The organism is Citrobacter sp. Cb023 (assembly GCF_030336805.1).
GTDB classification, from domain to species: Bacteria; Pseudomonadota; Gammaproteobacteria; order Enterobacterales; family Enterobacteriaceae; genus Citrobacter; species Citrobacter braakii.
Genome location: NZ_JAOWCV010000040.1, coordinates 183035 through 207841, shown reverse-complemented (window position 1 = coordinate 207841; position 24807 = coordinate 183035). Strand labels below are relative to the sequence as shown.

Here is a 24807-nt window from a genome sequence, read left to right as displayed (position 1 = left end):
GCAATGTTACTTTCATCACCGGGCGTACACCTGTTTTATCACTCACGCTGGCAGGGTACTCGCGTGCTTGACGAGTTGTGCTGGGGGCTGGAAGAGCAAGGCGTTCCCTGCCGGGCAATCTGTTGCGACGATCATGACTGCGCGCTGGCGCTCGGCAAACTGGCGGCCAAAAGTTCGGCGCTGCGCGTGGGTCTCGGTCTCAACGCCACCGGTGATATTGCCTTAACCCATGCCCAGTTGCCCGAGGATCGGGCGCTGGTCTGCGGGCATACCCGCGCCGGGACAGCACAGATCCGCACGCTCGGCGCCAATGCCGGTCAACTGGTTAAAGTTCTTCCCTTCAGCGAGATAAAATAAATGTACCGCATCTATACCCGAACCGGTGATAACGGCACGACCGCGCTGTTTGGCGGCAGCCGTATCGATAAAGACGACATCCGCGTTGAGGCCTACGGCACGGTGGATGAACTGATTTCCCAGCTTGGCGTCTGCTATGCCAGCACGCGGCAGGCCGAGCTACGCCAGGAATTGCACGCTATGCAGAAGATGCTGTTCGTACTGGGGGCGGAACTCGCCAGCGATCAGAAAGGACTCACACGCTTAAAACAGCGTATTGGCGAAGAGGATATTCAGGCGCTGGAGCAGCTTATTGACCGCAATATGGCGCAAAGCGGCCCGCTCAAAGAGTTTGTTATTCCGGGGAAAAATCTGGCATCGGCACAGCTGCACGTTGCGCGAACCCTGACGCGTCGGCTGGAGCGGATCCTCATCGCGATGGGCAGAACGCTGACGTTACGCGATGAGGCCAGGCGCTATATCAACCGGCTGTCGGATGCGCTGTTCTCGATGGCCAGAATCGAAGAAACTACTCCAGATGTTTGCGCTTAAACTGGCTGGCATCAATGTCGTACTGCTTCATCTTACGCCACAAGGTGGTGCGACCAATATTCAGCAGTTGCGACATCTCCTGAACACGCCCACTGGTCACGCGGGCGGCATGGATAATCGCCTCTTTCTCGATGGCGGTAAAGGTCAGGCTGGCGGGCAGCAGTGAAGATGCCGTCTCCAGACCCGGGCGTTCGGCAAACAGATAATCCGGCAGATTGCTCAGCCGAATATGGCCGTTATCGCTGCTGATGGCGATGTTTTCAATAATGCTGTTCAGCTCAAAATCATTACCCGGCCACGAATAGGCCACCAGTTGTGCCAACGCGTCGTCGTCGATCTTCAGGCTGGATGAAAAGCGTTTTTTCAGGCTATTCAACCGCGTATAAATCAGCGATGGAATACTGTTACGCCGCGCCCGCAGCGGCGGGATTACGATCTCAAAAGAGTGCAGCGCGTAATACAACTGACGGCTAAAGCGGTTTTGCTCCACCAGATTCGCGAGATCAACCGTGGTGGTGGCGATCACTTTGACATCCACCGGAATCAGCCGCCGGGCATCCAGGCGGGTTAAAACGCCCTGCTTGATCACCTGCAGCAGCGCGGATTGTAACTCCGGCGCCAGATATTCAATTTTTTCCAGAAACAGCGTGCCGCCGTTCGCCAGTTCAAGACGGCTCAGCCGCCCGTTTTCATCATCAGTGGGCGCACTGCCCATAAAATCCTGCCCCAGTACGCTGTTGGCATACAGCTGGCAGTTCACGGCGATATACGGCCCGCTGGCGCGTTCGCTTTCATTGTGAATGGCCTGACTCAGTAGCTCTTTACCGACGCCCTCTTCCCCGCACAGCAGGATCGGGAAACTTCCCCTCGCCGCCTGACGACCAAAGTGGATCAAACGTCGGGTTTCTGGATCGTCTGTCGACATCTGCTCAAAGGTGTGGCTCACCTTGCCGAGCTGGCTGGTCATCAGTTGACGCATTTGCTCCACCGGATGCAGCAGCAGGATAAAGCTGTTGCCCTGCTCTTCAACAATCGGTTTCAGGGTGATGACGGCATCAACAAACTGGTGCTGGCTTTCAAAGGTGACTTCGACATGATTCAGGCCGCGGGCATGTTTGATCGCCCGACGCAGCAGCATGGGGAGATTGAGCAGGTCGTTAATATTCTTCCCCTGGCTGGCCTGCGCGTCGAGATGCAAAAGCAGCGCCGCGCGCGCATTGAGGAACTGCAATACGCCCTGTTCGTTCCAGGCCATCACGCCATCATCCATACTCTCCAGCAGCCCGTACATCTGGTTCAGATGGCGGTTGGATTCAGCCAGCAGGCTGTCAGTCAGCAATGAGTTGCCGACTTCTCTGGCAATCGCCAGCGTCAGGGATAAATCAGAAACGCACTCATGCTCTACCAGACAGCACAGCGAGATGGAGCCAAACAGTCGACCATGGTTATCGAATACTGGCGTAGAGCAGAACGACCACGGATGCAACGCCTGTTTAAAGTGCTGATCGCCAGAGGTTTTTGTCGGTTGCCCCGGCATCGTCGCCAGCGACAACGCGCAGCTGCCAATAATGCTTTCCGCACAGTAACTGCCGTCGCGAAAACCGAGCTCCGCCAGTTGCTCCACCGTCTGCGGATCGCCGCAACGGCTGAGAATACAGGCCGATTCATCCAGAATTAACAGCGCGCACGGACGGCCGTCCATAAACTCCCAGGCATCTTCCAGCGCGGCCTGAGCAATCGTCAGCAGCGCTGTTTTGCGACGACAGATCGACTCAAAGGTCAGGCCCTGCGCCTGATGCGGCGCCTGCCAGGTTTCCCGCTGCATAAACTTGCTGCAACGATGCCATGACTGGGCAATGACCGAAGAGACTTCCTTCCCAATGTCCTGAGTGTGCGTCGTCATATCCCTTTCCGCTGTTTTACCATAGACAACCCCTCCGGCAGAGACTGTCAGAGGGGGGAGAAGATGCCGGATAAAAACTTACCGACGACTGATTAACGCGCCAGCCACTGCTGTCCCAGCAGGTCTGCCGTCAGTATCGCGGCATGTACGCTTTCAGGCGTCACCGAGAACGGCATATTGTGGATGGTTTCACCTTCTGCGCAGGTCGCTTTGGCCACGGCCATGATCTTGCCGTCAATGTCGTCTTTCACGCCCATTTCCGCTAACGTTACCGGCAGGCCTACTTTCTGACAGAAATTCAGCACGGTTTCGATCTCTTCCATCGGGCTGTTTTGCAGCACCAGCTGCGCCAGCGTACCAAAGGCGACTTTTTCACCGTGGTACAAATGGTGACACTCTTCCAGAATCGTAAAACCGTTGTGGATAGCATGCGCCCCTGCAAGACCGCTGCTTTCAAAGCCGATGCCGCTGAGGTAAGTGTTCGCTTCGACAATACGCTCCAGCGCATCAGTCACCACGCCAGCCTGCGCGGCAAAGCGTGCCTTTTCGCCTTCCGCCAGCAGGGTATCATAGCACAGGCGCGCCAGGCTCAGCGCCGCTACGGTGGACTGTCCGCCCGCCATGCTGGTCGCTCTGGCGTCATAACAGGCTTTCGCTTCAAACCAGGTTGAGAGCGCATCGCCCATCCCGGCCACCAGCAGGCGTACCGGCGCTTTGGCAATGATTGCGGTGTCCATCACCACCATATCCGGGTTTTTCGGGTAGATCAGATACTCTTCAAACTCACCGGCTTCGGTATAGATAACGGACAGCGCGCTGGTTGGCGCATCGGTAGAGGCGATAGTAGGGATCACCACCACCGGTAGCTTCTGGTAGTAACCAATCGCTTTGGCGGTATCCAACGTTTTCCCGCCGCCAATCCCAACCACGCCGCGGCAACCGTGCTGTTTCAGAATGGCAATCAGGCGATTAATTTCAATATGGCTGCATTCACCGTTGAAGCGTTCCGCGTGGCAGCTAATGTCGTGGCTGTGCAGGCCATTGAGTACCTTCTCTCCCGCCAGCTTCATCACGAAGTCATCCGCAATCACGAAAAAGCTGTCCGCCAGATTTTTAGCGTATTGACCAAATAAGGTGGAAGCGTCAGGGCCCTGGAGATATTTGGCTGGAGATTGAATAACTTTTAGCATTCCTTTCATCCTCAAATAAGTACATGTTTTTACATGGTGAGCCCTGGCGTTAACCTGTTTGGCCTGTTGCTGTCGGCAAAAACAGGTGGTACCGGAGCGATGCAATAACTGTATGGCGAGGCGTGAACAAAAAAATCTTTCGTCATTTTGTTCTGATATGAAACAGATAAAAACGACGCACGTTCCATTCTGGAACACTTATCCACAAAAATGATAAGGTTTGCGATCCCGATCCGTTCATTTACCCCCAAATCTCCGGCAAACACGAAGCTCAGTTCCTCTTTTACTCATGCAGTTGAATTAAAACCGGCAAAAAAAGGCTGGCTGCGCCGTATGAGCGGCGCTGATCGCAGGAGAAAAAAGTCGAGCGAGCTCGCATTATGATCATTCCCCGCTTTTTTAAGTTTCATTTCGGAACAAAAAACAGCATCAACGTTCCGTAATGAAACTCATTTTAGCGTTGTTTTTTTCCACGCTGACTTCGCCAGAATCTCTTCATTGCCTCCGCACCATGATCCTACATTCGGGGGTTTGTCTTTCACTCAACCTCGAGGAGCCGTTATGTCTCAATTCTTTTTTAACCAACGCACCCATCTCGTGAGCGACGTCATCGACGGGGCGATTATCGCCAGCCCATGGAATAACCTGGCGCGTCTGGAAAGCGATCCGGCCATTCGCATCGTGGTCCGTCGTGACCTTAATAAAAATAACGTAGCGGTCATTTCCGGCGGCGGTTCGGGACACGAACCCGCGCACGTTGGGTTTATCGGTAAAGGCATGCTAACCGCTGCGGTCTGCGGCGACGTTTTCGCCTCCCCGAGCGTGGATGCAGTACTGACCGCCATTCAGGCGGTGACCGGTGAGGCTGGCTGTTTGTTGATTGTGAAAAACTACACCGGTGACCGTCTTAATTTCGGTCTCGCCGCCGAGAAGGCGCGTCGCCTTGGCTATAACGTTGAAATGCTGATTGTCGGCGACGACATCTCCCTGCCGGATAACAAACACCCACGTGGCATTGCGGGAACTATCCTGGTGCATAAAATCGCAGGCTATTTTGCCGAACGCGGCTATAACCTCGCCACCGTCCTGCGTGAAGCGCAGTACGCAGCCAGCAACACCTTTAGCCTGGGCGTAGCTCTTTCCAGCTGTCATCTGCCGCAAGAAACCGACGCAGCCCCTCGTCATCATCCGGGTCATGCGGAGCTGGGTATGGGCATTCACGGCGAACCAGGCGCATCGGTTATCGACACCCAAAACAGTGCGCAAGTGGTGAACCTGATGGTGGATAAACTGCTGGCCGCCCTGCCTGAAACCGGTCGTCTGGCGGTGATGATTAATAATCTTGGCGGCGTTTCCGTGGCCGAAATGGCCATCATCACCCGCGAACTCGCCAGCAGCCCGCTGCACTCGCGTATCGACTGGCTAATTGGCCCGGCCTCGCTGGTCACTGCGCTGGATATGAAAGGCTTCTCACTGACGGCCATCGTGCTGGAAGAGAGCATCGAAAAAGCACTGCTCACCGAAGTGGAAACCAGCAACTGGCCGACGCCGGTCCCACCGCGTGAAATCAGCTGCGTAGCGTCATCTCAGCGTAGCGCCCGCGTGGAATTCCAGCCTTCGGCAAACGCCCTGGTGGCCGGGGTTGTGGAGCTGGTCACCGCAACCCTTTCCGATCTGGAGACTCATCTGAATGCGCTGGACGCCAAAGTCGGCGATGGCGATACCGGTTCGACCTTTGCCGCCGGCGCGCGTGAAATTGCCAGCATGCTGAATCGCCAGCAGCTGCCGCTGGATAACCTTGCCACGCTGTTCGCGCTGATTGGCGAACGTCTGACCGTGGTGATGGGCGGTTCCAGCGGTGTGCTGATGTCAATCTTCTTTACCGCCGCCGGGCAGAAACTGGAACAGGGCGCTAACGTTGTCGAAGCGCTAAATACGGGGCTGGCGCAGATGAAGTTCTACGGCGGCGCAGACGAAGGCAATCGCACGATGATTGATGCGCTGCAACCGGCCCTGACTTCGCTGCTCACACAGCCGAAAAATCTGCAGGCCGCATTCGACGCCGCGCAAGCGGGAGCCGAACGAACCTGTTTGTCGAGCAAAGCCAATGCGGGTCGCGCATCGTATCTGAGCAGCGAAAGCCTGCTCGGAAACATGGACCCCGGCGCGCACGCCGTAGCGATGGTGTTTAAAGCGCTGGCAGAGAGTGAGCTGGGCTAAGATGTAACAAGGAGCGCTTCTCAGGTATTTACTGCCTGATGGCGCTTCGCTTATCAGGCAGAACGTTAACGATAAACGCGGATCCCGCCCTCTACGCCGCGACTAAACAGCACCTGCCAAAGTTCAATATCTCTGGCGCGGAAAGCCCCGGCGCAGGCGCATAAATAGTAGTTAAACATTCTTCTGAAGGTGGCGGAATAACGTGATGACAGCTCCGGCCACGCTTGATTAAAGCGCTCGTGCCACGCCATCAGCGTTTTATCGTAATCGCTGCCAAAGTTATGCCAGTCTTCCATCACAAACCGTGATTCGCTGGCTTCGGCAATATGGGAGATCGCCGGTAAGCAGCCGTTCGGGAAAATGTATTTATTGATCCACGGATCGACGCTCATCCCTTTTTTATTGCTACCAATGGTGTGTAGCAGGAACAGTCCGTCCGGTTTTAAACAACGGTCGGCGATGCTGAAATAGGTGTCGTAGTTTTTTGGCCCGACGTGTTCAAACATCCCCACGGAGACAATGCGATCGTAGTGTTTATCGAGGTCGCGATAATCCTGCAGCAGAATCTTAACGTCCAGTCCTTCACAGCGCTGCTGCGCCATTTTTTGCTGCTCTTTGGAAATGGTGACGCCTTCCACCGCCACGCCATAATGACGCGCCGCATATTCCGCCAGCCCGCCCCAGCCACAACCAATATCGAGTAAACGCATGCCCGGTTTCAGTTGTAGCTTCTCACAGATCATTTTTAATTTGGCATTTTGCGCATCGTCTAGTGTGGTTGCGTCTTTCCAGTAAGCGCAGGAATATTGCATATGCGGATCAAGCATCAGTGCAAAGAGATCGTTACCAATATCATAATGTTCTTTGCCAACAATCCACGCGCGGCTCCGCGACTGCAAATTAAACAGGCGTGCGCTGGCAATACGTAAAATATCTTTCAGGTTACCCGGCATCTGCTGGTCAAGTTTTGCTTTCAGGATTTTGCAGAACAGAATATCGAGTCGCTCGCAGTCCCACCAGCCTTCCATATAGCTTTCACCAAGCCCTAACGAGCCTTGTTGCAGTACCCGTTTAAAGAAACCGGCATGATGAAGTTGAATGTCCCAGGTACGGGAGCCATTAATCCTGATATCCGCTTGCGAAAGCAGCTCTTTTCCCATTCGGGTCCAGTTATCATTTGTTTCATTGACGATGACAGCATCTGAACAAAGCGAGTTCATGGTATTTACCAAAGGTGGGCTAAAAATTCTTACGCAAGATTATTATGGAAAAAAGAGTGTATGTATTATGATCCGCGGACAAGATCTATCGAGCAGCGGACACACCATCGGGAGCATTGACGATCTATTTATGGAAACTCTCGTGCAAAAACAGTGGAACTCCTTCCCGGATAACTCCATGACGGAACTGCCGCAGGATGTTTACTTTCGCTCGTATGTCCTGGAAGCCAATCATCATGTTCCACAGCATTCACACTCTTTTATGCAGTTTCATTTCGCCCGCAAAGGCAGTATGCGTATTGATGTTGCCGGCAAGTGCTGGATAATCCCGGCGCATTATGGCATCTGGATCCCGAATCATACGGAGCATGCGGTTTGGGCATTGGATGATGTGTATTTAGAGAATCTGGATATTAAACCGAGCTTTCTTGAAGAGAGCATCAATGAATGTAAAGTGGTGGCTATCAGTGATTTCGCCAGAGAGTTTATTCATTACGCCACGAATTTAATTTCGGGCCATTATGATAGCCAGTCAAAAGAGGGCAAGCTGGTTAGCGTCCTGGTCGACATTATTCTGCAGCTTCCGGAAGTCGCTTTTGTATTACCCTGGCCGCAGGATCGCGAATTAACCAAAGTTTGCCGAACAATACAAGAATCCCCGGCGCTGGAGCATTCGGTTGAATACTGGGCGCAGCATCTGGGTATGTCTGCCCGTACCTTTTCACGCCATTTCAAAAAAGAAACCGGATTGCCTTTCAGCGTCTGGAAGCAAAAAATGCGTATTCTGGAATCCGTATTAATGCTGAAGAAAAATAAAAGCGTGACCGCCGTGGCGCTCGACGTAGGGTATTCAAGCACCGCGGCATTTAGCTACGCATTCCGCCAGGCGTTTGGCGTGCCGCCATCTAATTACTGATTAACGACGCTGATGCCAGTAAGCCGCTGCGCGAACAAGTTGCTGATCGAACGCCTCGCTTTCAAAGCGAGCACTCAGGTTTTTGACCACCTTACCTTCGCCGGTAATCCAGATGTAGTAATCATCTGCAGGTACGCTTAGCTGCGATAAGTGTTCATTCACCGCCTGTTCGTCATGGCCGATAAACCACTGAATAGTAAATCCGTCGAGATGAGCAAAATAGTCCTGGTACGCGGCATCCTGCACACTTACCAGCGCCGTGACGTTCGGACGTACCGCTAAACGGCTGAGCGACTCCAGGCGTCGGCGCAGCGCAGGCATTCCCGATTCATCACACACGTAAAGCTGATACGCGTAGTCTTCTGGCACCACCAAAGAACCGCGCGGTCCGCCTACCGTCAGCTTGTCACCCTCGCGGGCATTCATCGCCCACGTACTTGCCACGCCACCGTCATGAATATAGAAATCCAGTGCCAGCTCATGGCGTGCTTCGTCATACAACGGCGTGTAATCACGGGATATCGGACGCACGCCGTCAGCCCAGACAATACCTTCATCGGTGACAACCGGCGGCACAAAGTGGCTGCCCGGTTCAGGGAAAAAGACCTTGGTATGGTCATCAAAGCCGTGTGAGCTAAAACCATCCAGAGCGTCACCGCCCAGTACAATGCGCTGAAATCCCGCGCTAATACGTTCGACGCGCAGGACGGTAAGTTCCCGAAAACGCAGTTCATTGCGAACGCGCTGCGGGTAGCGTGAGGTGTTTTTTGTCATTTTTTCGCCTTCGGAAGATAATACGATATATCTAATTTAATTTTTAAATGATAATGATTGCTAATCAGAAAGATTGCAAGCACTTTTTTGATATAGTCGCCTTCTGACTAAACGGCTAACACACACCTTTAAAAAAGATAAAAATCATAAAGTTAAACAAAAAACATTTTATAGTCTTGCACCAAAACAATATTTAGATATAAATTAGATATATCTAAAACACATCAGGAGACGATGATGCAAAACCATCATGAAGGTTGCTGCAAGCATACAGAGCACCAACACGAAGGCTGCTGCAAGGGTGAAGGGCATCACCACGAAGGCCGCCACAACGAACACCATGCAGGTTGCTGCAAAGGTGAAGAACATCGCCATGAAGGCTGCAACAAAGAACATCACCACGAACAGGGTTGTGGACACCGCCACGGTCGCAGCGGCGGTCGTCGCCAGCGCTTCTTCGGTCACGGAGAATTACGCCTGGTCATTCTGGATATCCTGACCCGCGACGCCAGCCACGGCTATGAGCTGATTAAAGCGATTGAAACCCTGACTCAGGGCAACTATACCCCGAGCCCGGGCGTCGTCTATCCGACGCTGGATTTCTTGCAGGATCAAGAGCTGATCACCATCAGCGACGAGGAAGGCGGGCGTAAACAGATTGCGATCACAACCCAGGGCCAGCAGTGGCTGGATGAAAACCGTGAGCATCTGGAACATATCCACGAACGTATTAAAGCCCGCTGCGTGGGTTTTGAATTACGCAAGAACCCGCAGATGAAACGCGCGCTGGAGAACTTCAAAGCCGTGCTGGACCTACGGGTCAATCATGGTGATACCAGCGATGCGCAGATCAAAAAAATCATCGGTATTATCGATCGCGCTGCGCTGGATATTACTCAACTGGATTAATCTACAGAGCAGGCGGAACGCGTTCACCCTGCGTTCCGCCTTTATCGTTAATATTAATGCAGCACCGTAACCGCATCTTCCAGACGACCAGCGCGATGTTTCACCATCGCGGAAATCTGGGCGCTCTCTTCAACCAGTTCGGCGTTTTTCTGCGTAATGTTGCTTAATTCATTCACTGCGCGAGTCAGGCTCGAAAGACCATCTGACTGTTCCAGCGTTGAGTGACTGATTTGGGCGATCAACTGCGTCACGTTTTGCACCTGCGCCACAATATCATCCATCGTGCGCCCTGCGGCGTGAACCTGGTCGGATCCGGACTGCACCTTATCGGCGCTGGCATCAATCAGCTTGCGGATATCATTGGCTGCACTGGCGCTGCGGCTGGCAAGATGACGCACTTCTCCCGCCACCACGGCGAACCCTTTCCCCTGCTCACCCGCCCGTGCGGCTTCAACAGCGGCGTTCAGGGCCAGAATATTAGTCTGGAAAGCAATATCGTTAATCAGCGTGGTAATGGTGCCGATCCGCTGGGTGCTGTTGGCGATATCGTCCATAGTTTTGATGACGGTATCCATCGCCTCGCCGCCGTGCGTCGCCGCGCTGCTGGCTGCAATGGAGAGCTTGTCGGCCGCGGCGGCGGTCTCTGAGTTTTGCTTCACCGATGCCGCCATCTGATTCATAGTGGTCACCGTTTCCTGCACGTTCTCTACGGTCTGCTGCGTATGCTTGTTTAAATCATCGCTGCCCTTCGCCAGCGTTTCGCTGTCGCTGCGCACACAGCTCACCTGACTGGAGACATCATGGATGAGCCAACGGCACATTAGCCCCAGTTGCCCAACCGCTCGCAGCATCAGGCCCAGTTCATCACTGCGGTTAAGATGCGACACGCTGTTTCGTTCACCGGTCGCCACTTTTAGCGCCTGACGAGCGACATTCTCAATAGGACGCACAATCTGCCATTCGAAAATAGCCGTTCCCAGCATCATCACCAGCGCGCTTATCAGCAGTAACGGCCATTCGGCGCCCATTTGCTGCAATGCGGCCGCCAGTACGATAAACATAATTGCCATTACGCTGCGCACTCGCCAGCAAATCGGCAGCGCCGGGAGTTTACCCAGCCAGCCTTTGCGTACCACCAGTCCTTTATGGATACGTCGGTTGCAACGCCCTTCATTTAGCGCTTTATATAAAGGCTCTACCGCCGCAATCTCCTCGTCAGTGGCCCGGGTACGAATCGACATATATCCGGTGACACGACCTTCCCGTACCATCGGCACCGCATTGGCCCTTACCCAGTAGTGATCGCCATTCTTACGCCGGTTTTTCACAATCCCGCTCCATGGCTCGCCCTGTTTCAGGGTGTACCACATATCCGCAAACGCCGCTTTTGGCATATCCGGATGACGAACCAGATTGTGCGGCTTATCGAGCAATTCATTCAGTTGATAGCCACTGACCTGGACAAAGGTATCGTTCGCGTGGGTGATATAGCTTTGTAAATCGGTGGTCGACATGAGGGTGATATCATCATCCAGCGGTGTATTTTGCTGACTAACGTAGGGATGAGAAGACATGATTGCGTCCTGTGCAGGTTATCTGGTTGTTAACTCTTTCGGCTTATGTTATTTCGGCGATAATTTTTTTATCTTTAGTTGTTAAATTTGATTTAGATCGCAATTTGCGATTAAACCTCAAAATCTGTACGCATTCTAATCCATTGATTTAAAATACTTTCATCCAGTAACTATTCAACTACACTTCTACCAACGCACCGTCACAGTGCAAATATTGCTCACTTTTAGCGCAGAAAAGTGCTTTTCCGATCTGTTTTCGCGGTCTTAACCTGGGCAAAATGCCAGTAAATGTTAAACATCAGCATTAAATGTTGCGTGAATGAGATGTTTCCTGGTGTTTATCCCGATTTTTGCTAAGCGCGCCGGAATGGCGCAATCACTGCAATACTTAAATCAGTATCATGTGATACGCGAGCTCCGGGAGCATATTTTGAACAGGTTACCTTCCAGCGCATCGGCCCTGGCCTGCAGCGCACACGCACTGAATCTCATCGAAAAGCGCACGCTTGATCATGAGGAAATGAAATCATTAAACCGAGAGGTGATTGAATACTTCAAGGAGCATGTCAATCCGGGGTTCTTAGAGTATCGAAAATCTGTAACTGCAGGCGGGGATTACGGAGCCGTAGAGTGGCAAGCGGGAAGCCTGAATACGCTTGTCGACACCCAGGGGCAGGAGTTCGTCGATTGCCTGGGTGGATTTGGAATTTTCAACGTGGGGCACCGTAATCCAGTCGTGGTTTCCGCCGTACAGAATCAACTCGCGAAACAACCTCTGCACAGCCAGGAGCTACTTGACCCTCTGCGGGCCATGCTGGCAAAAACCCTCGCCGCGCTGGCGCCAGGTAAACTGAAATACAGTTTTTTCTGTAACAGCGGGACCGAGTCGGTTGAAGCCGCTCTGAAGCTGGCGAAAGCGTATCAATCGCCGCGCGGTAAATTTACGTTCATTGCCACCAGCGGCGCATTCCACGGCAAATCACTGGGAGCACTGTCCGCCACGGCTAAATCAACCTTCCGCAAACCGTTTATGCCGCTGCTGCCTGGTTTCCGCCATGTGCCGTTTGGCGATATTAACGCGATGCGCACCATGCTCAGCGAGTGTAAAAAGACTGGTGACGACGTTGCAGCCGTGATCCTCGAACCTATCCAGGGTGAAGGGGGCGTGATCCTGCCACCGCAAGGGTATTTGCCCGCCGTGCGTAAACTTTGCGATGAGTTTGGCGCGCTGATGATCCTTGATGAAGTGCAGACCGGCATGGGTCGTACCGGCAAAATGTTCGCCTGCGAGCACGAAAACGTGCAGCCCGACATTATGTGTCTGGCCAAAGCGCTGGGCGGCGGCGTGATGCCAATTGGCGCAACTATTGCCACTGAAGAGGTGTTTTCCGTTCTGTTCGACAATCCCTTCTTGCATACCACCACGTTTGGCGGCAACCCGCTCGCTTGTGCGGCTGCGTTAGCCACCATTAACGTCCTGCTGGAGCAAAATTTACCGGCTCAGGCGGAGCAGAAAGGCGATATGTTGCTGGATGGTTTCCGCCAGCTTGCGCGGGAGTACCCAGACCTGGTGCATGATGTACGCGGTAAAGGCATGCTGATGGCAATTGAGTTTGTCGATAATGAAATCGGCTACAACTTTGCCAGTGAGATGTTCCGCCAGCGGGTACTGGTTGCCGGCACGCTCAACAATGCAAAGACGATCCGTATCGAACCGCCGTTAACGTTAACGATCGAGCAATGCGATCTGGTATTGCGATCGACGCGCAAAGCCCTGGCAGCATTACGGGTGAGCGTGGAGCAGGTGTAATACATGTCGGATGGCGCTGCGCATCTCAGGCTTACGGGATCAAATGTAGGTCGGATAAAAGCGTAGCGGCCATCCGGCAATTAGCACAACTTAAACAATCCGCACACCCGCAGGCATAAGGCGTTCTGGCGTCAGCAGCACGCTTTCGCTGCCATCGTCCGTCTCAGCGCACAGCAACATGCATTCTGACGTTTCCCCGCGCATTTTGGCCTTTTGCAGATTACACAGCACCACCACCGTTTTCCCCATCAATTCCTCTTCGCTGTAATAAGGCACCAGGCTGGTCACGGTTTGCAGCGTACGCTCTCCCACATCCACCTGCACGATATACAGCTTATCAGCATTGTCATGGCGCTTTACCTGTGCGATTTTTCCAACACGTATTTCCATTCGGGCAAAATCAGCAAATGCGACGGTATCCATTGTGTTCTCCTTTGGTAAAACTTTACTAAATAATAGCAAAATATTTTCCGGGGATGGTTCTCAAAAGCGGGAAAATGACGTAGTCATCACACTCTGAAAGCCCAGTTTTACCCCAGGCATGTCAATTAAACGTACTTTTTTTACTGAAAACAGATGAATAGATAAGCACTTCATTTACAATGCGCAGGTAACTCAGGGAAAAGGCAAACATGGCAACACTTAAAGACATCGCAATCGAAGCTGGCGTGTCCCTGGCGACAGTGTCCCGGGTTTTAAACGATGACCCCACGCTGAATGTAAAAGAAGAGACCAAGCATCGCATTCTGGAGATCGCGGAAAAACTGGAGTACAAAACCAGCAGTGCTCGTAAAAACCAGACCAGCGCGCTCGGCCCCCAGCATATTCTGGCGCTCTACAGCTACCAGCAGGATTTGGAAATCAACGATCCTTACTATCTCGCGATCCGTCACGGAATAGAAACCCAGTGTGAGAAGCTGGGGATCGAACTGACCAACTGCTATGAGCACAGTGGGCTACCGGAGAGCAAAAACATTACCGGCATTCTTATTGTCGGCAAGCCTTCTTCGGCTTTGCGTAATGCAGCAGCAGCGCTTACCGACAACATCTGCTTTATCGATTTCCATGAACCCGGCAGCGAATATGACGCCGTCGATATCGATTTGGCCCGCATCAGTAAAGAGAGTATCGACTACTTCATCGCCCAGGGCGTCACTCGCATTGGCTTCATCGGCGGTGAAGACGAACCCGGCAAGGCAGATATCCGTGAAGCCGCGTTTGTCGAATACGGTCGTCTGCAGCAGGTCGTTTCTGAACAGGACATCTATCGCGGCGGTTTCTCCAGTTCATCAGGGTATGAACTGGCAAAAAAAATGCTGGCGAAAGCCGACTATCCCGGTGCCCTGTTTGTGGCTTCAGACTCGATTGCTATTGGCGTTCTGCGCGCCATTCACGAGCGTGGCCTGAACATTCCGCAGGACATTTCGCTGATTAGCGTTAATGATATCCCGACAGCGCGCTTCACCTTTCCTCCGCTTTCCACCGTTCGCATCCATTCAGAAATGATGGGCAGTCAGGGCGTCAACCTGCTGTTTGAGAAAGCCCGCGATGGGCGTGCGCTTCCTCTGCTGGTTTTTGTTCCCAGCAAGCTGAAACTGCGCGGCACCACCCGCTAAAATCCCCAGTAAACACGCCCGGTTTCTTCTGATGCCGGGCGCGCATTGTCATGCATTATTTTCTGCGCCCCATTATTTTCGTGATCCAGTTAAAGTAAATCACCTTACTCGCTATATTTTAGTAAAACTTTTACTAAAATCACCATCAATTACACTTACTCACCATTAAAATGAATGGTTCCGATTTTTCTCCACCGGGAGGCCTTATGAATCGCTGGGAAAACATTCAGCTCACCCACGAAAATCGACTGGCGCCACGCGCATATTTTTTCTCTTATGACTCCGTTGCGCAGGCTCGCTCGTTTGCCCGTGAAACCAGCAGCCTCTTTCAGTTGCTAAGCGGTCAGTGGAATTTTCAGTTCTTTGAGCATCCGCTGCAGGTGCCGGAAATCTTTACGTCGCAGTTTATGAATGACTGGGGCAGCATCACCGTCCCAGGCATGTGGCAGATGGAAGGACACGGCAAACTGCAGTATACCGACGAAGGTTTTCCTTTCCCGATTGATGTCCCCTACGTTCCGACCAATAACCCCACCGGAGCCTACCAGCGCATTTTCTCCCTCAGCGAAGGCTGGCAGGGCAAACAAACGCTGATTAAATTTGATGGCGTAGAAACCTACTTCGAAGTTTACGTGAATGGTCAGTACGTTGGTTTCAGCAAAGGCAGCCGCCTGACGGCTGAATTTGATATCAGCGCGGTGGTAAAGACCGGTGACAACCTGCTGTGCGTTCGCGTAATGCAATGGGCTGATTCCACTTACGTTGAAGACCAGGACATGTGGTGGTCGGCGGGAATTTTCCGCGACGTCTATCTGGTAGGCAAACAGGCGACCCATATTCAGGATTTTACCGTTCGCACCGAGTTCGATGATGACTATCGCGACGCCACCCTCACCTGCGACATTGCGCTGGAAAACCTGGCTGCCACGCCAGCGATGGCGTCGCTCGAATACACCTTGTTTGACGGTGAGCAGGCGCTGCATAGCGGTGTGATTAACAATCTGGCAGTGGATCAACACACCCGCACCGCTTTTAATTTCAAGGTTAGCGCGCCGCAGCAGTGGTCAGCGGAATCGCCGTATCTTTATCATCTGGTGATGACGCTGAAAGATGCCAACGGCAATCTCCTTGAGGTCGTGCCACAGCGGGTCGGATTCCGCGATATCAAAGTTCGCGACGGTCTGTTTTACATCAATAACCGCTACGTGATGCTGCATGGCGTTAACCGCCACGACAACGATCATCTAAAAGGCCGTGCGGTTGGCATGGATCGCGTTGAAAAAGATCTGCTGTTAATGAAGCAGCACAACATCAATTCCGTGCGTACCGCCCATTACCCGAACGATCCGCGCTTCTATGAATTGTGCGATATCTACGGTCTGTTCGTGATGGCCGAAACCGACGTTGAATCTCACGGCTTCGCCAATATCGGCGATATCAGCCGGATAACCGACGATCCGCTGTGGGAAAACGTCTACGTTGAGCGCATCGTGCGCCACATCCATGCACAAAAAAACCACCCGTCGATCGTCATCTGGTCGCTCGGCAACGAATCCGGATACGGCTGTAACATCCGCGCCATGTATCACGCCGCGAAAGCGCTGGATGACACGCGTCTGATCCATTACGAAGAAGATCGTGACGCCGAAGTGGTGGATATCATCTCCACCATGTACACCCGTGTGCCGCTAATGAATGAGTTTGGCGAATATCCACATCCTAAGCCGCGCATCATCTGCGAATATGCTCACGCCATGGGCAACGGTCCCGGCGGGCTTACGGAATATCAGAACGTCTTTTATCAGCATGACTGCATTCAGGGACACTATGTCTGGGAGTGGTGCGATCACGGGATTCAGGCCAAAGATGACGACGGCAACGTCTGGTACAAATATGGCGGCGACTACGGCGACTATCCGAACAACTACAACTTCTGCCTTGATGGCCTGATTTATTCCGATCAAACCCCGGGGCCGGGTCTGCAGGAATACAAGCAGGTGATTGCGCCAGTAAAAGTACGCGCACAGGATCTGGCTCGCGGCGAGCTACGGGTAGAAAACAAACTGTGGTTTACCACGCTTGACGACTACACCTTGCATATTGAGGTTCGCGCCGAGGGAGATACGCTTTCTGCTCAGCAGATAAAACTGCGCGACGTCCCTCCTGACAGCGATACCCTCGTGCAATGCACACTGCCGGAGCTGGATGCGCGCGAAGCGTTCCTCAACGTCATCGTGACGAAAGATTCCCGCACGTTATACAGCGAATCCGGGCACCACATCGCGACTTATCAGTTCCCGCTGAAGGCCAGAACGGCGGCTGCCGTACCGTTTAGCCTGAAAAACGCTATTCCTCTGACGCTGGAAGACAGCCGCCAGAGCTGCACCATACGCGGTTATAACTTCCATCTGACCTTCTCAAAACTGAACGGTAAGCCCATTAGCTGGACCGTTAACGGTGAGGAGCTGATTACCCGCGAGCCGAAGATTAATTTCTTCAAACCAACCATTGATAACCACAAACAAGAGTTCGAAGGCCTTTGGCAACCAAATCATTTACAGATTATGCAGGAACATCTGCGCGATTTTGCCATTGAGCAAACCGATGACGCGCTGTTGATAACCAGCCAGACGATTATCGCCCCGCCGGTATTTGATTTCGGTATGCGCTGTACCTACCGCTGGCGGATTGCCGCAGACGGTCAGTTGAACGTGGAGCTTTCCGGCCAGCCTTACGGCGAGTACCGGGACATTATTCCGTGCATCGGCTTCACGATGGGCATCAACGGCGATTTGGGGCAGGTGGCGTATTACGGACGTGGTCCCGGTGAAAACTATGCCGATAGCCAGCAGGCCAACATCATCGATATCTGGCGCAGCAGCGTGGATGAGATGTTCGAAAACTATCCGTTCCCGCAAAACAACGGCAATCGTCAGGACGTGCGCTGGGCAACGCTAACCAACCGCCACGGCAACGGTCTGCTGGTGATTCCGCAGCGCCCTGTCAACCTGAGCGCCTGGCGCTATACGCCAGAAAATATCTTTGCCGCACAGCACTGTAATGCGCTGCAGCGCAGCGATGACATCACCCTGAATCTGGACCACCAGGTGCTGGGCTTAGGCTCCAACTCCTGGGGAAGCGAGGTGCTTGATTCCTGGCGCGTCTGGTTCCGTTCGTTCAGCTACGGCTTCACGTTGTTGCCGGTTTCCGGTAGCGAATCTAGCGCTCAAACCGCCGCCAGCCGCGTCTTTGGTACCGGGTTCTTTTCCACGAATTTGCACAGTGAGAATACAAAATGAGGATCATCGACAACTTAGCGCAGTTCCAACAAATTTACGCATCCGGGAAGAAGTGGCAGCGCTGCGTCGAAGCGATTGAAAATATTGATAATATTCAACCAGGCGTCGCCCACTCTATCGGTGATTCCCTGAGCTATCGCGTGGAGACAGACTCCGCGACCGATGCACTGTTTACCGGTTATCGTCGTTATTTTGAGATCCATTACTACCTGCAAGGACAGCAAAAAATAGAGTATGCCGCCAAAGAGGATCTCCAGGTGGTTGAATATTATCGCGATGAAACCGATCGCGAATATCTGAAAGGCTGTGGAAAAACCGTAGAAGTGCGCGAAGGACAAATGGTTATTTGTGACAACCATGAAGCCTATCGTTTTATTTGTAATAACGCAGTGAAAAAAGTCGTACTCAAAGTCACCATCGAAGATGGTTATTTTCATAATAAATAAAAACACAGGCGGCGCCGACGTTGCGCCGCCAGTACCCTATAATAATCAGGAATCGGAGATGTGCTATGTCTGATACCAAACGTAATACCATCGGCAAGTTCGGCTTACTTTCACTCACCTTTGCCGCGGTTTATAGTTTTAATAACGTTATCAACAATAATATTGAGCTGGGTCTAGCATCCGCACCGATGTTTTTCCTCGCGACGATCTTCTACTTTATTCCGTTCTGCTTAATCATCGCTGAATTTGTTTCGCTGAATAAAAACTCCGAAGCCGGTGTCTATGCATGGGTGAAAAGTTCGCTGGGCGGACGTTGGGCATTTATTACCGCCTATACCTATTGGTTCGTTAACCTGTTCTTTTTTACCTCGCTGTTACCCCGTGTTATCGCCTACGCCTCATATGCTTTTTTAGGCTACGAATACATTCTGACGCCGTTCGCAACCACTGTGTTAAGTATGGTGCTGTTTGCCTTCTCCACCTGGGTTTCGACCAACGGCGCAAAAATGTTAGGACCAATTACTTCGGTCACCTCCACATTGATGCTGCTGCTGACCCTGTCCTACATCCTGCTGGCGGGTACTGCGCTGGTTGGCGGCGTACAGCCTGCTGACCCTATCACCGTAGACGCAATGATCCCGAATTTTAACTGGGCCTTCCTCGGTATCACCACCTGGATCTTTATGGCGGCAGGCGGTGCGGAGTCGGTGGCAGTGTACGTCAACGACGTCAAGGGCGGGTCCAAATCGTTCGTGAAGGTCATTATCATTGCCGGGATTTTTATCGGCGTGCTCTATTCCATCTCCTCGGTACTGATCAACGTCTTCGTGAGCAGCAAAGAGCTGAAATTTACCGGTGGTTCGGTACAGGTATTCCACGGTCTGGCGGCATACTTTGGCCTGCCGGAACTGATCGTTAACCGCTTTGTTGGCCTGGTCTCCTTTACCGCGATGTTCGGCTCTCTGCTGATGTGGACCGCAACGCCGGTGAAAATTTTCTTCTCTGAAATTCCGGCGGGTATTTTCGGTAAAAAAACCGTCGAACTGAATGAAAATGGCGTTCCGGCCCGCGCAGCCTGGATTCAGTTCCTGATTGTTATCCCGCTGATGATTATCCCAACACTCGGCTCCAATACCGTGCAGGATTTAATGAACACTATCATCAACATGACCGCCGCCGCATCAATGCTGCCGCCGCTGTTTATTATGCTGGCTTACCTGAATCTGCGCGCAAAACTGGACCACTTACCGCGCGACTTCCGTATGGGTTCGCAAAAAACCGGCATTATTGTGGTATCGATGCTGATTGTCCTTTTCACCATCGGGTTTATTGCCTCGACCTTCCCGACCGGCGGTAACATCATGACCATTATATTCTATAACGTCGGGGGGATTGTTATTTTCCTCGGTTTTGCCTGGTGGAAATACAGTAAATACATCAAAGGGCTAACCAAAGAAGAAAAAGCTATTGAGGCGGCCCCCGCGTCAGATATTAATTAAAATATTAATAACGATAAGCGCAATCTGTTTTCTTGCGCACCTGAAATACAATGTGACATTAAATATACAGAAGAGCAGGGCATTTATTGCCCTGCTCTTCTGTTGTGTATTTTCATTATTTGCAGAAAAGATTCGTCCACCAGCGGCCGCAACGTGTGAATCGCCCCCGTGCCAGAAGGAGGTTTAGCAACCCAGGACGCTCTGCGGCATTTATTTAACCCCCAGATGCCGCCACAGTTTGTCCAGCGGCATTGTCGCCAGCGCCACACACTCATCGGCGGCGCCATACCAGACGTGCAGCGTCTCATCGCGGATCAGCGCCCCACAGGTGAACACCACGTTGCCGAAGAAGCCTTCGCGCTCGTAGGGCGCATCTGGCTCCAGCAACGGTACCGGTGATTTCGCCAGAATACGGGTCGGCTCGTTGAGATCCAGCAGCAGCGCGCCAAGGCAGTAGCGCTGATCGGCATCCACACCGTGGTAGATCTCCAGCCAGCCGCGATCGGTTTTTAATACCGGCGCGCCGCCGCCTGATTTACGGCAGTCCCAGGCATCGCCGGACCGTCCCAGCAGGTGGCGATGGTTGCCCCAGTGCAACATATCCGGCGACTCGCAGATCCAGATTTCCGGATGACCGAAGTGGCACGGGGCCGGACGGGTCAGGGCGTGATATTTACCGGCGATCTTTTCCGGGAAAAAGCAGACGTCACGGTTGTCCGGGCAGAGGATCAACCCTTTTTTCTCCACCGTGACAAAATCTTTGGTCACCGCTAACGCGGTAGAGATCCCCAGCGACGACACCGCCGAGTAGTTGATGTACGCGGTATCATCGATGCGGGTGATCCGCGCATCTTCGCAGCCGAACTCTTCATATTGCGTATCGGCGATGATAAACGGCTGGCTGTCAATCCGGAAGTTCACCCCGTCGCGACTGCGCGCCAGACGCAGATGCGACATAGAGGTCAGCCACACCCGCGCCGGATCGCTTTTCAGCACGATCACCCGCGGATCGCTGAAATCATAGCGTTCATCGCGACGATCGAAACTCGCGGTGGCCTGTACCCAGCCCGTATCGGTTTTTTCCAACAGCGGTACGACACGCTGCTGCGGGTCGGAATTGATCACGCTTTCCGCCACCCGCAGCAGCAAAACGATCTCCCCGTCACACTCCGTTACGCCAGCATTGAAAACACAATCGACCTTCCTGCCGGGCAGTGAAGGCGTCACGTCCGCCGGGGTAATCAACGGGTTTTTACTGTGCCTGTCCATGTACTCTCCTTTTGATCAAACATTGATTCTTGCCAATCCATTGCGCGTCCTCTCCGTACAGCACTTCAGCCTCAATCTCCTGCCACGGATTGCGAACAGGCGCACCAAAGTTGATGGCGATCCAGACCTGCTCCTCCGCCGTCGAACGGGTAAACCAGACGCATTCGTCAGTGAGGTCGAGCGAGTCCTGCTGTCCCTGATGCAGCGCCGCAACGCGGCGGCGCAGGGCGATAAGCTGTCGGTACTGATGCCAGAACGATGTCTCATCCTGCTGCTGGCGCTCCGCGTTAATCAGGGTGATATCGCCGCCGACGGGCATCCACGGTGCGACGGAGGAAAATCCGCCAAAGGGGGCGTCGCGCCAGGGCAGCGGCGCGCGCGAACCATCCCGCGAATGTTCAATAGCCAGCGCCAGCGCCTGCTGTGGGCTGCTGCCTGCGGCAAGGGCGGTGCGGTAATGGGTTTTTCCCTGAATATCAAAAAGCTGCTCTGCCGTTTGCGGACGGTAGTCGGTCACCCCCAGCTCTTCTCCCTGGAAGATAAACGGCACGCCGCTCACCGTTAGCTGAAGCGCCAACACCGCCAGCGCCCGCCCGGTATCGCGCTCGTTTTCGCCAAAGCGGCTGATCATCCGCGACATATCATGGCTGGAGAAAAACAGCGTCGGTAAACCCGACTGCGCAGCCAGCGTGGTTTTTAACTGGCTGAAAAGACGGGAAACATCAAAGTTTTTCTGGCTACCGATATTGAAATTAAACACCACGTCCATCAGCTGCGGGCTTTGATAGCGGCTGAGCACGTCAGGGTCTTCGCTGCCGATTTCGCCAATCAGGAAATAGTCACCCTGCGCCCGAACATGGGCACACAGCCGTTGCAGCGTCTCCGGGAGTCGCGGCTGATTAACGTCAAATTCATGGCGCTGCTCGCCGTTCTCTTCCGGGTTATCAGGCCCAATGCCGTCGGTAGTAAGAAAGTTGATGACGTCAAAGCGAAAACCGTCCACCCCCTGCGTAACCCAGAAATCCACTACCCGGTAAATTTCCTGTTCCACCGCCGGGTTGGCCCAGTTGAGATCCACCTGGCCGGGCGCGAATTTATGGTAATAAAACTCGCCGGTGTCTGGCTCAGCGGTCCACGCGCTGCCGGAAAAGAAAGAACGCCAGTTATTCGGCTGGCGGCGAAAAAGGAAATAATCACGATAGCGGCTGCCCGGATTATTCCACGCATCGCGAAACCAGGGATGTTCTGAGGAGACGTGATTGACCACCAGATCGATAATCACCCGAATGCCTCTGGCGTGGCAGCCGTCAACCACCCGGCGGAAATCGTCGAGAGTGCCGAAACGGGCGTCAACGGCGCAGTAATCGCTGATATCGTAGCCGTTATCCACCAGCGGAGAGGGATAAAACGGCGTGATCCACACCGCGCCGATGCCCAGCGCCTGCAAATAATCCAGCCGGGAAATCAGGCCCGGAAAATCGCCCAGCCCGTCGTTATTGCCGTCGCAAAACGAAGGCAGATAAATTTGATAACAGGTACACGCCTGCCACCACGGTTGCTTTTTCACCGTCACGTTCCTTATTTCAGTGATAACGACATGCCTTCGAGGAAGTATTTTCTGAACAGAATAAACAGGACAACGATTGGCAGCATCTGCACCACCGACCCCGCCAGCACCGGTCCCAGGTAGATGCCGTAGGATTTGCTGAAGGTGGCGAGCAGCACCGAAAACGGCATTTTGTCCACTTCGCGCATCACGATCAGCGGCCAGAGGAAGTTGTCCCATGAGCTGGAAAAGGTGAACAGTGCGACAATCGCCAGAATGGATTTATTCAGCGGCATCATCACATGCCGCAAGATCCCCCACAGGCTGGCGTGATCGAGCCTTGCGGCGTACAGGTAATCATTCGGCGTGCCTTTAAAGCTCTGCGAAACCATAAAAATGCCCCAGGCGCTCATCGCATACGGCAGGATCATCGCCCCGTAGCTGTTGATCAGCCCCAGTTCACGCATCAGGACAAACTGTGGAATGATGAACATAAAGACCGGGAAAACCATCTGCACAATCAACAGGTTGCGAAACGCATTTTTGCCGCGAAACTCGGTTTTCGCGACGGCATATCCCACCAGCATTGAGGTCAGCGTGACGCAGACGGTAATGGTGAGCGACACGAACAGCGAGTTAACCAGGGTGCGCAAAAAAGGTTTGTCCGCCCGGTTGCTGTTATCGAACAGAAAAGCGTAATTCTCCAGCGTCAGATGACCGGAAAACAGCCCGGTCGTGTAGATTTGCGCCGTCGGTTTCAACGAGGAGATCACCATCCAGATAAAAGGATAAAGCCAGGTGAGCGCCAGCAAAAACATCACGGCGTGAATGAGCAGCGTTAAGGGAGTCATTTTCTTCATTCACACAATCTCGATATGTTTTTCGAATACTTTGCGGAAGACCCAGATTGCGAGGAAACTGCATGCCGCAACGATAATCGACATGGTCGCCGCCCAGGTTGGCTTCATTTTCTGGAACGCCACTTCATACATCACCACCATCGGACTGGTGGTGCTGTTGAGCGGCCCGCCGCCGGTGATAAGATACGGCTCGGTAAAGATGCTGAACGCCACGGTAATCGCCAGCACCATCACCATCACGATTTGCGCGTTCATCATCGGCAGGGTAATCGCCCAACTTTGCTTAAACTTCCCGGTTTTATCCAACTGCGCCGCGCTGTAAATATCCGCGGGGATCGCCACCATCCCGGAATAGAGAATCAGCCCGTAATAACCGACGAATTTCCAGGTGACAATTAACGCAATGGATAACATGGCGCAGTCAGGGTTGGTAAACCAGGGCACAGAGATGCCGAAACTGGCCTGTAAAAATTGATTGACCGGCCCGTATTCGCTGAACAGTTTTGCAAAGACGATGGAATAGGCCACCCCCGAAGAGATATTCGCCAGTAAAAAGCTCAGGGCAATAAAACTTTTCCCGTACTTAATTTTTCGTAATCCCGCGGCAAACAGCAGCGAGGCAAGAAAGACAATCGGGATATACCACATTAAAAAACGGCACACGTTCCACATCGATTGCCAGAATAACGCGTCATGAAACACGCCAATGATATTCTGTAATCCGCTAAACGTCGGCGTGCCAATAAATTGCCAGTTCGTCACGCTAAGCACGACCAGCCAGCACAGCGGATAAAACCAGAACAGCAACGAATAACCGATCCACGTGGAGGCCAACAGGCCTCCGGTGCGGGATTCATATCCAGCCATT

20 protein-coding genes are annotated in these 24807 nt (G+C 53.0%); 10 read left to right on the top strand and 10 right to left on the bottom strand.

Annotation, left to right across the window (positions count from 1 at the left end; all coding sequences use genetic code 11):
- The first annotated feature begins 3 nt into the window (after window positions 1-3).
- Together OGW44_RS21905 and OGW44_RS21900 are read left to right on the top strand one after the other, a co-directional pair.
- Window positions 4-357, top strand: coding sequence for a glycerol dehydratase reactivase beta/small subunit family protein (locus tag OGW44_RS21905; protein WP_016157512.1), 354 nt, complete (start codon window positions 4-6; stop codon window positions 355-357).
- Window positions 358-888 (top strand): cob(I)yrinic acid a,c-diamide adenosyltransferase, encoded by a 531-nt coding sequence (locus tag OGW44_RS21900; protein WP_016157513.1) that lies wholly within the window; start codon window positions 358-360, stop codon window positions 886-888.
- Here the strand turns inward: OGW44_RS21900 and dhaR are convergent.
- Both dhaR and OGW44_RS21890 read right to left on the bottom strand, forming a co-directional pair.
- On the bottom strand, window positions 866-2791 hold the full coding sequence (gene dhaR / locus OGW44_RS21895; protein WP_016154585.1) for a dihydroxyacetone kinase operon transcriptional regulator DhaR: 1926 nt from the start codon (window positions 2789-2791) through the stop codon (window positions 866-868). The genes OGW44_RS21900 and dhaR overlap by 23 nt on opposite strands.
- A 92-nt stretch (window positions 2792-2883) precedes the next feature.
- Window positions 2884-3981, bottom strand: coding sequence for a glycerol dehydrogenase (locus OGW44_RS21890; protein ID WP_016157514.1), 1098 nt, complete (start codon window positions 3979-3981; stop codon window positions 2884-2886).
- 561 nt (window positions 3982-4542) lie between these two features.
- On the opposite strand from OGW44_RS21890, the gene OGW44_RS21885 reads away from it, so the two are divergent.
- Window positions 4543-6201 (top strand): glycerone kinase, encoded by a 1659-nt coding sequence (locus tag OGW44_RS21885; protein WP_185654425.1) that lies wholly within the window; start codon window positions 4543-4545, stop codon window positions 6199-6201.
- Window positions 6202-6266: 65 nt separating this feature from the next.
- Here OGW44_RS21885 and cfa read toward each other — a convergent pair whose 3' ends face one another.
- Entirely contained in the window at window positions 6267-7421 is a 1155-nt protein-coding gene (gene cfa, locus OGW44_RS21880) for a cyclopropane fatty acyl phospholipid synthase (protein ID WP_032931831.1), read from the bottom strand.
- 67 nt (window positions 7422-7488) lie between these two features.
- On the opposite strand from cfa, the gene OGW44_RS21875 reads away from it, so the two are divergent.
- On the top strand, window positions 7489-8337 hold the full coding sequence (locus OGW44_RS21875) for a helix-turn-helix domain-containing protein (protein WP_016157517.1): 849 nt from the start codon (window positions 7489-7491) through the stop codon (window positions 8335-8337).
- On the opposite strand, the gene OGW44_RS21870 is transcribed toward OGW44_RS21875, so the two are convergent.
- On the bottom strand, window positions 8338-9111 hold the full coding sequence (locus tag OGW44_RS21870; RefSeq protein WP_088583066.1) for a siderophore-interacting protein: 774 nt from the start codon (window positions 9109-9111) through the stop codon (window positions 8338-8340).
- A 234-nt stretch (window positions 9112-9345) separates the two neighbouring features.
- Here OGW44_RS21870 and OGW44_RS21865 point away from each other — a divergent pair, with 234 nt between their 5' ends.
- Window positions 9346-10020: a PadR family transcriptional regulator gene (locus tag OGW44_RS21865; protein WP_185654424.1), complete on the top strand. Its 675-nt coding sequence runs from the start codon at window positions 9346-9348 to the stop codon at window positions 10018-10020.
- 53 nt (window positions 10021-10073) lie between these two features.
- Here OGW44_RS21865 and OGW44_RS21860 read toward each other — a convergent pair whose 3' ends face one another.
- Window positions 10074-11594 (bottom strand): methyl-accepting chemotaxis protein, encoded by a 1521-nt coding sequence (locus OGW44_RS21860; protein ID WP_016157520.1) that lies wholly within the window; start codon window positions 11592-11594, stop codon window positions 10074-10076.
- Between the two features lie 430 nt (window positions 11595-12024).
- Between OGW44_RS21860 and ygjG the strand changes: the two genes are divergently transcribed.
- The gene (gene ygjG / locus OGW44_RS21855) at window positions 12025-13404 is read left to right on the top strand and encodes a putrescine aminotransferase (protein ID WP_049259762.1); all 1380 of its coding nucleotides are present in this window, start codon (window positions 12025-12027) and stop codon (window positions 13402-13404) included.
- Between the two features lie 90 nt (window positions 13405-13494).
- Here ygjG and OGW44_RS21850 read toward each other — a convergent pair whose 3' ends face one another.
- The gene (locus tag OGW44_RS21850; RefSeq protein WP_016157522.1) at window positions 13495-13827 is read right to left on the bottom strand and encodes a tRNA-binding protein; all 333 of its coding nucleotides are present in this window, start codon (window positions 13825-13827) and stop codon (window positions 13495-13497) included.
- A 209-nt stretch (window positions 13828-14036) separates the two neighbouring features.
- On the opposite strand from OGW44_RS21850, the gene ebgR reads away from it, so the two are divergent.
- The 4 genes from ebgR to OGW44_RS21830 all read left to right on the top strand — a co-directional run bounded on the left by ebgR (window position 14037) and on the right by OGW44_RS21830 (window position 20264).
- Window positions 14037-15020 (top strand): transcriptional regulator EbgR, encoded by a 984-nt coding sequence (gene ebgR / locus OGW44_RS21845; protein WP_016157523.1) that lies wholly within the window; start codon window positions 14037-14039, stop codon window positions 15018-15020.
- A gap of 206 nt (window positions 15021-15226) precedes the next feature.
- Window positions 15227-18319 (top strand): beta-galactosidase subunit alpha, encoded by a 3093-nt coding sequence (gene ebgA / locus OGW44_RS21840; RefSeq protein ID WP_104651988.1) that lies wholly within the window; start codon window positions 15227-15229, stop codon window positions 18317-18319.
- On the top strand, window positions 18316-18765 hold the full coding sequence (locus tag OGW44_RS21835; RefSeq protein WP_047358669.1) for a beta-galactosidase subunit beta: 450 nt from the start codon (window positions 18316-18318) through the stop codon (window positions 18763-18765). The genes ebgA and OGW44_RS21835 overlap by 4 nt, the downstream gene beginning before the upstream one ends.
- Window positions 18766-18830: 65 nt before the next feature.
- Window positions 18831-20264 carry an amino acid permease gene (locus OGW44_RS21830; RefSeq protein WP_016154598.1) on the top strand — a complete coding sequence of 478 codons (1434 nt, stop codon included), beginning with the start codon at window positions 18831-18833 and terminating at the stop codon, window positions 20262-20264.
- 210 nt (window positions 20265-20474) lie between these two features.
- Here OGW44_RS21830 and OGW44_RS21825 read toward each other — a convergent pair whose 3' ends face one another.
- From OGW44_RS21825 to OGW44_RS21810, 4 genes are read right to left on the bottom strand one after another with little or no spacing between them, the layout of a single operon-like run.
- Window positions 20475-21533: a glycoside hydrolase family 130 protein gene (locus OGW44_RS21825; protein ID WP_075848545.1), complete on the bottom strand. Its 1059-nt coding sequence runs from the start codon at window positions 21531-21533 to the stop codon at window positions 20475-20477.
- Window positions 21517-23100: an alpha-glucosidase gene (locus tag OGW44_RS21820; RefSeq protein ID WP_075848543.1), complete on the bottom strand. Its 1584-nt coding sequence runs from the start codon at window positions 23098-23100 to the stop codon at window positions 21517-21519. The genes OGW44_RS21825 and OGW44_RS21820 overlap by 17 nt, the downstream gene beginning before the upstream one ends.
- 11 nt (window positions 23101-23111) lie before the next feature.
- Window positions 23112-23939 (bottom strand): carbohydrate ABC transporter permease, encoded by an 828-nt coding sequence (locus OGW44_RS21815; RefSeq protein WP_016157527.1) that lies wholly within the window; start codon window positions 23937-23939, stop codon window positions 23112-23114.
- Window positions 23940-24806, bottom strand: coding sequence for a carbohydrate ABC transporter permease (locus tag OGW44_RS21810; protein ID WP_016154602.1), 867 nt, complete (start codon window positions 24804-24806; stop codon window positions 23940-23942).
- Window position 24807 lies beyond the last annotated feature (1 nt).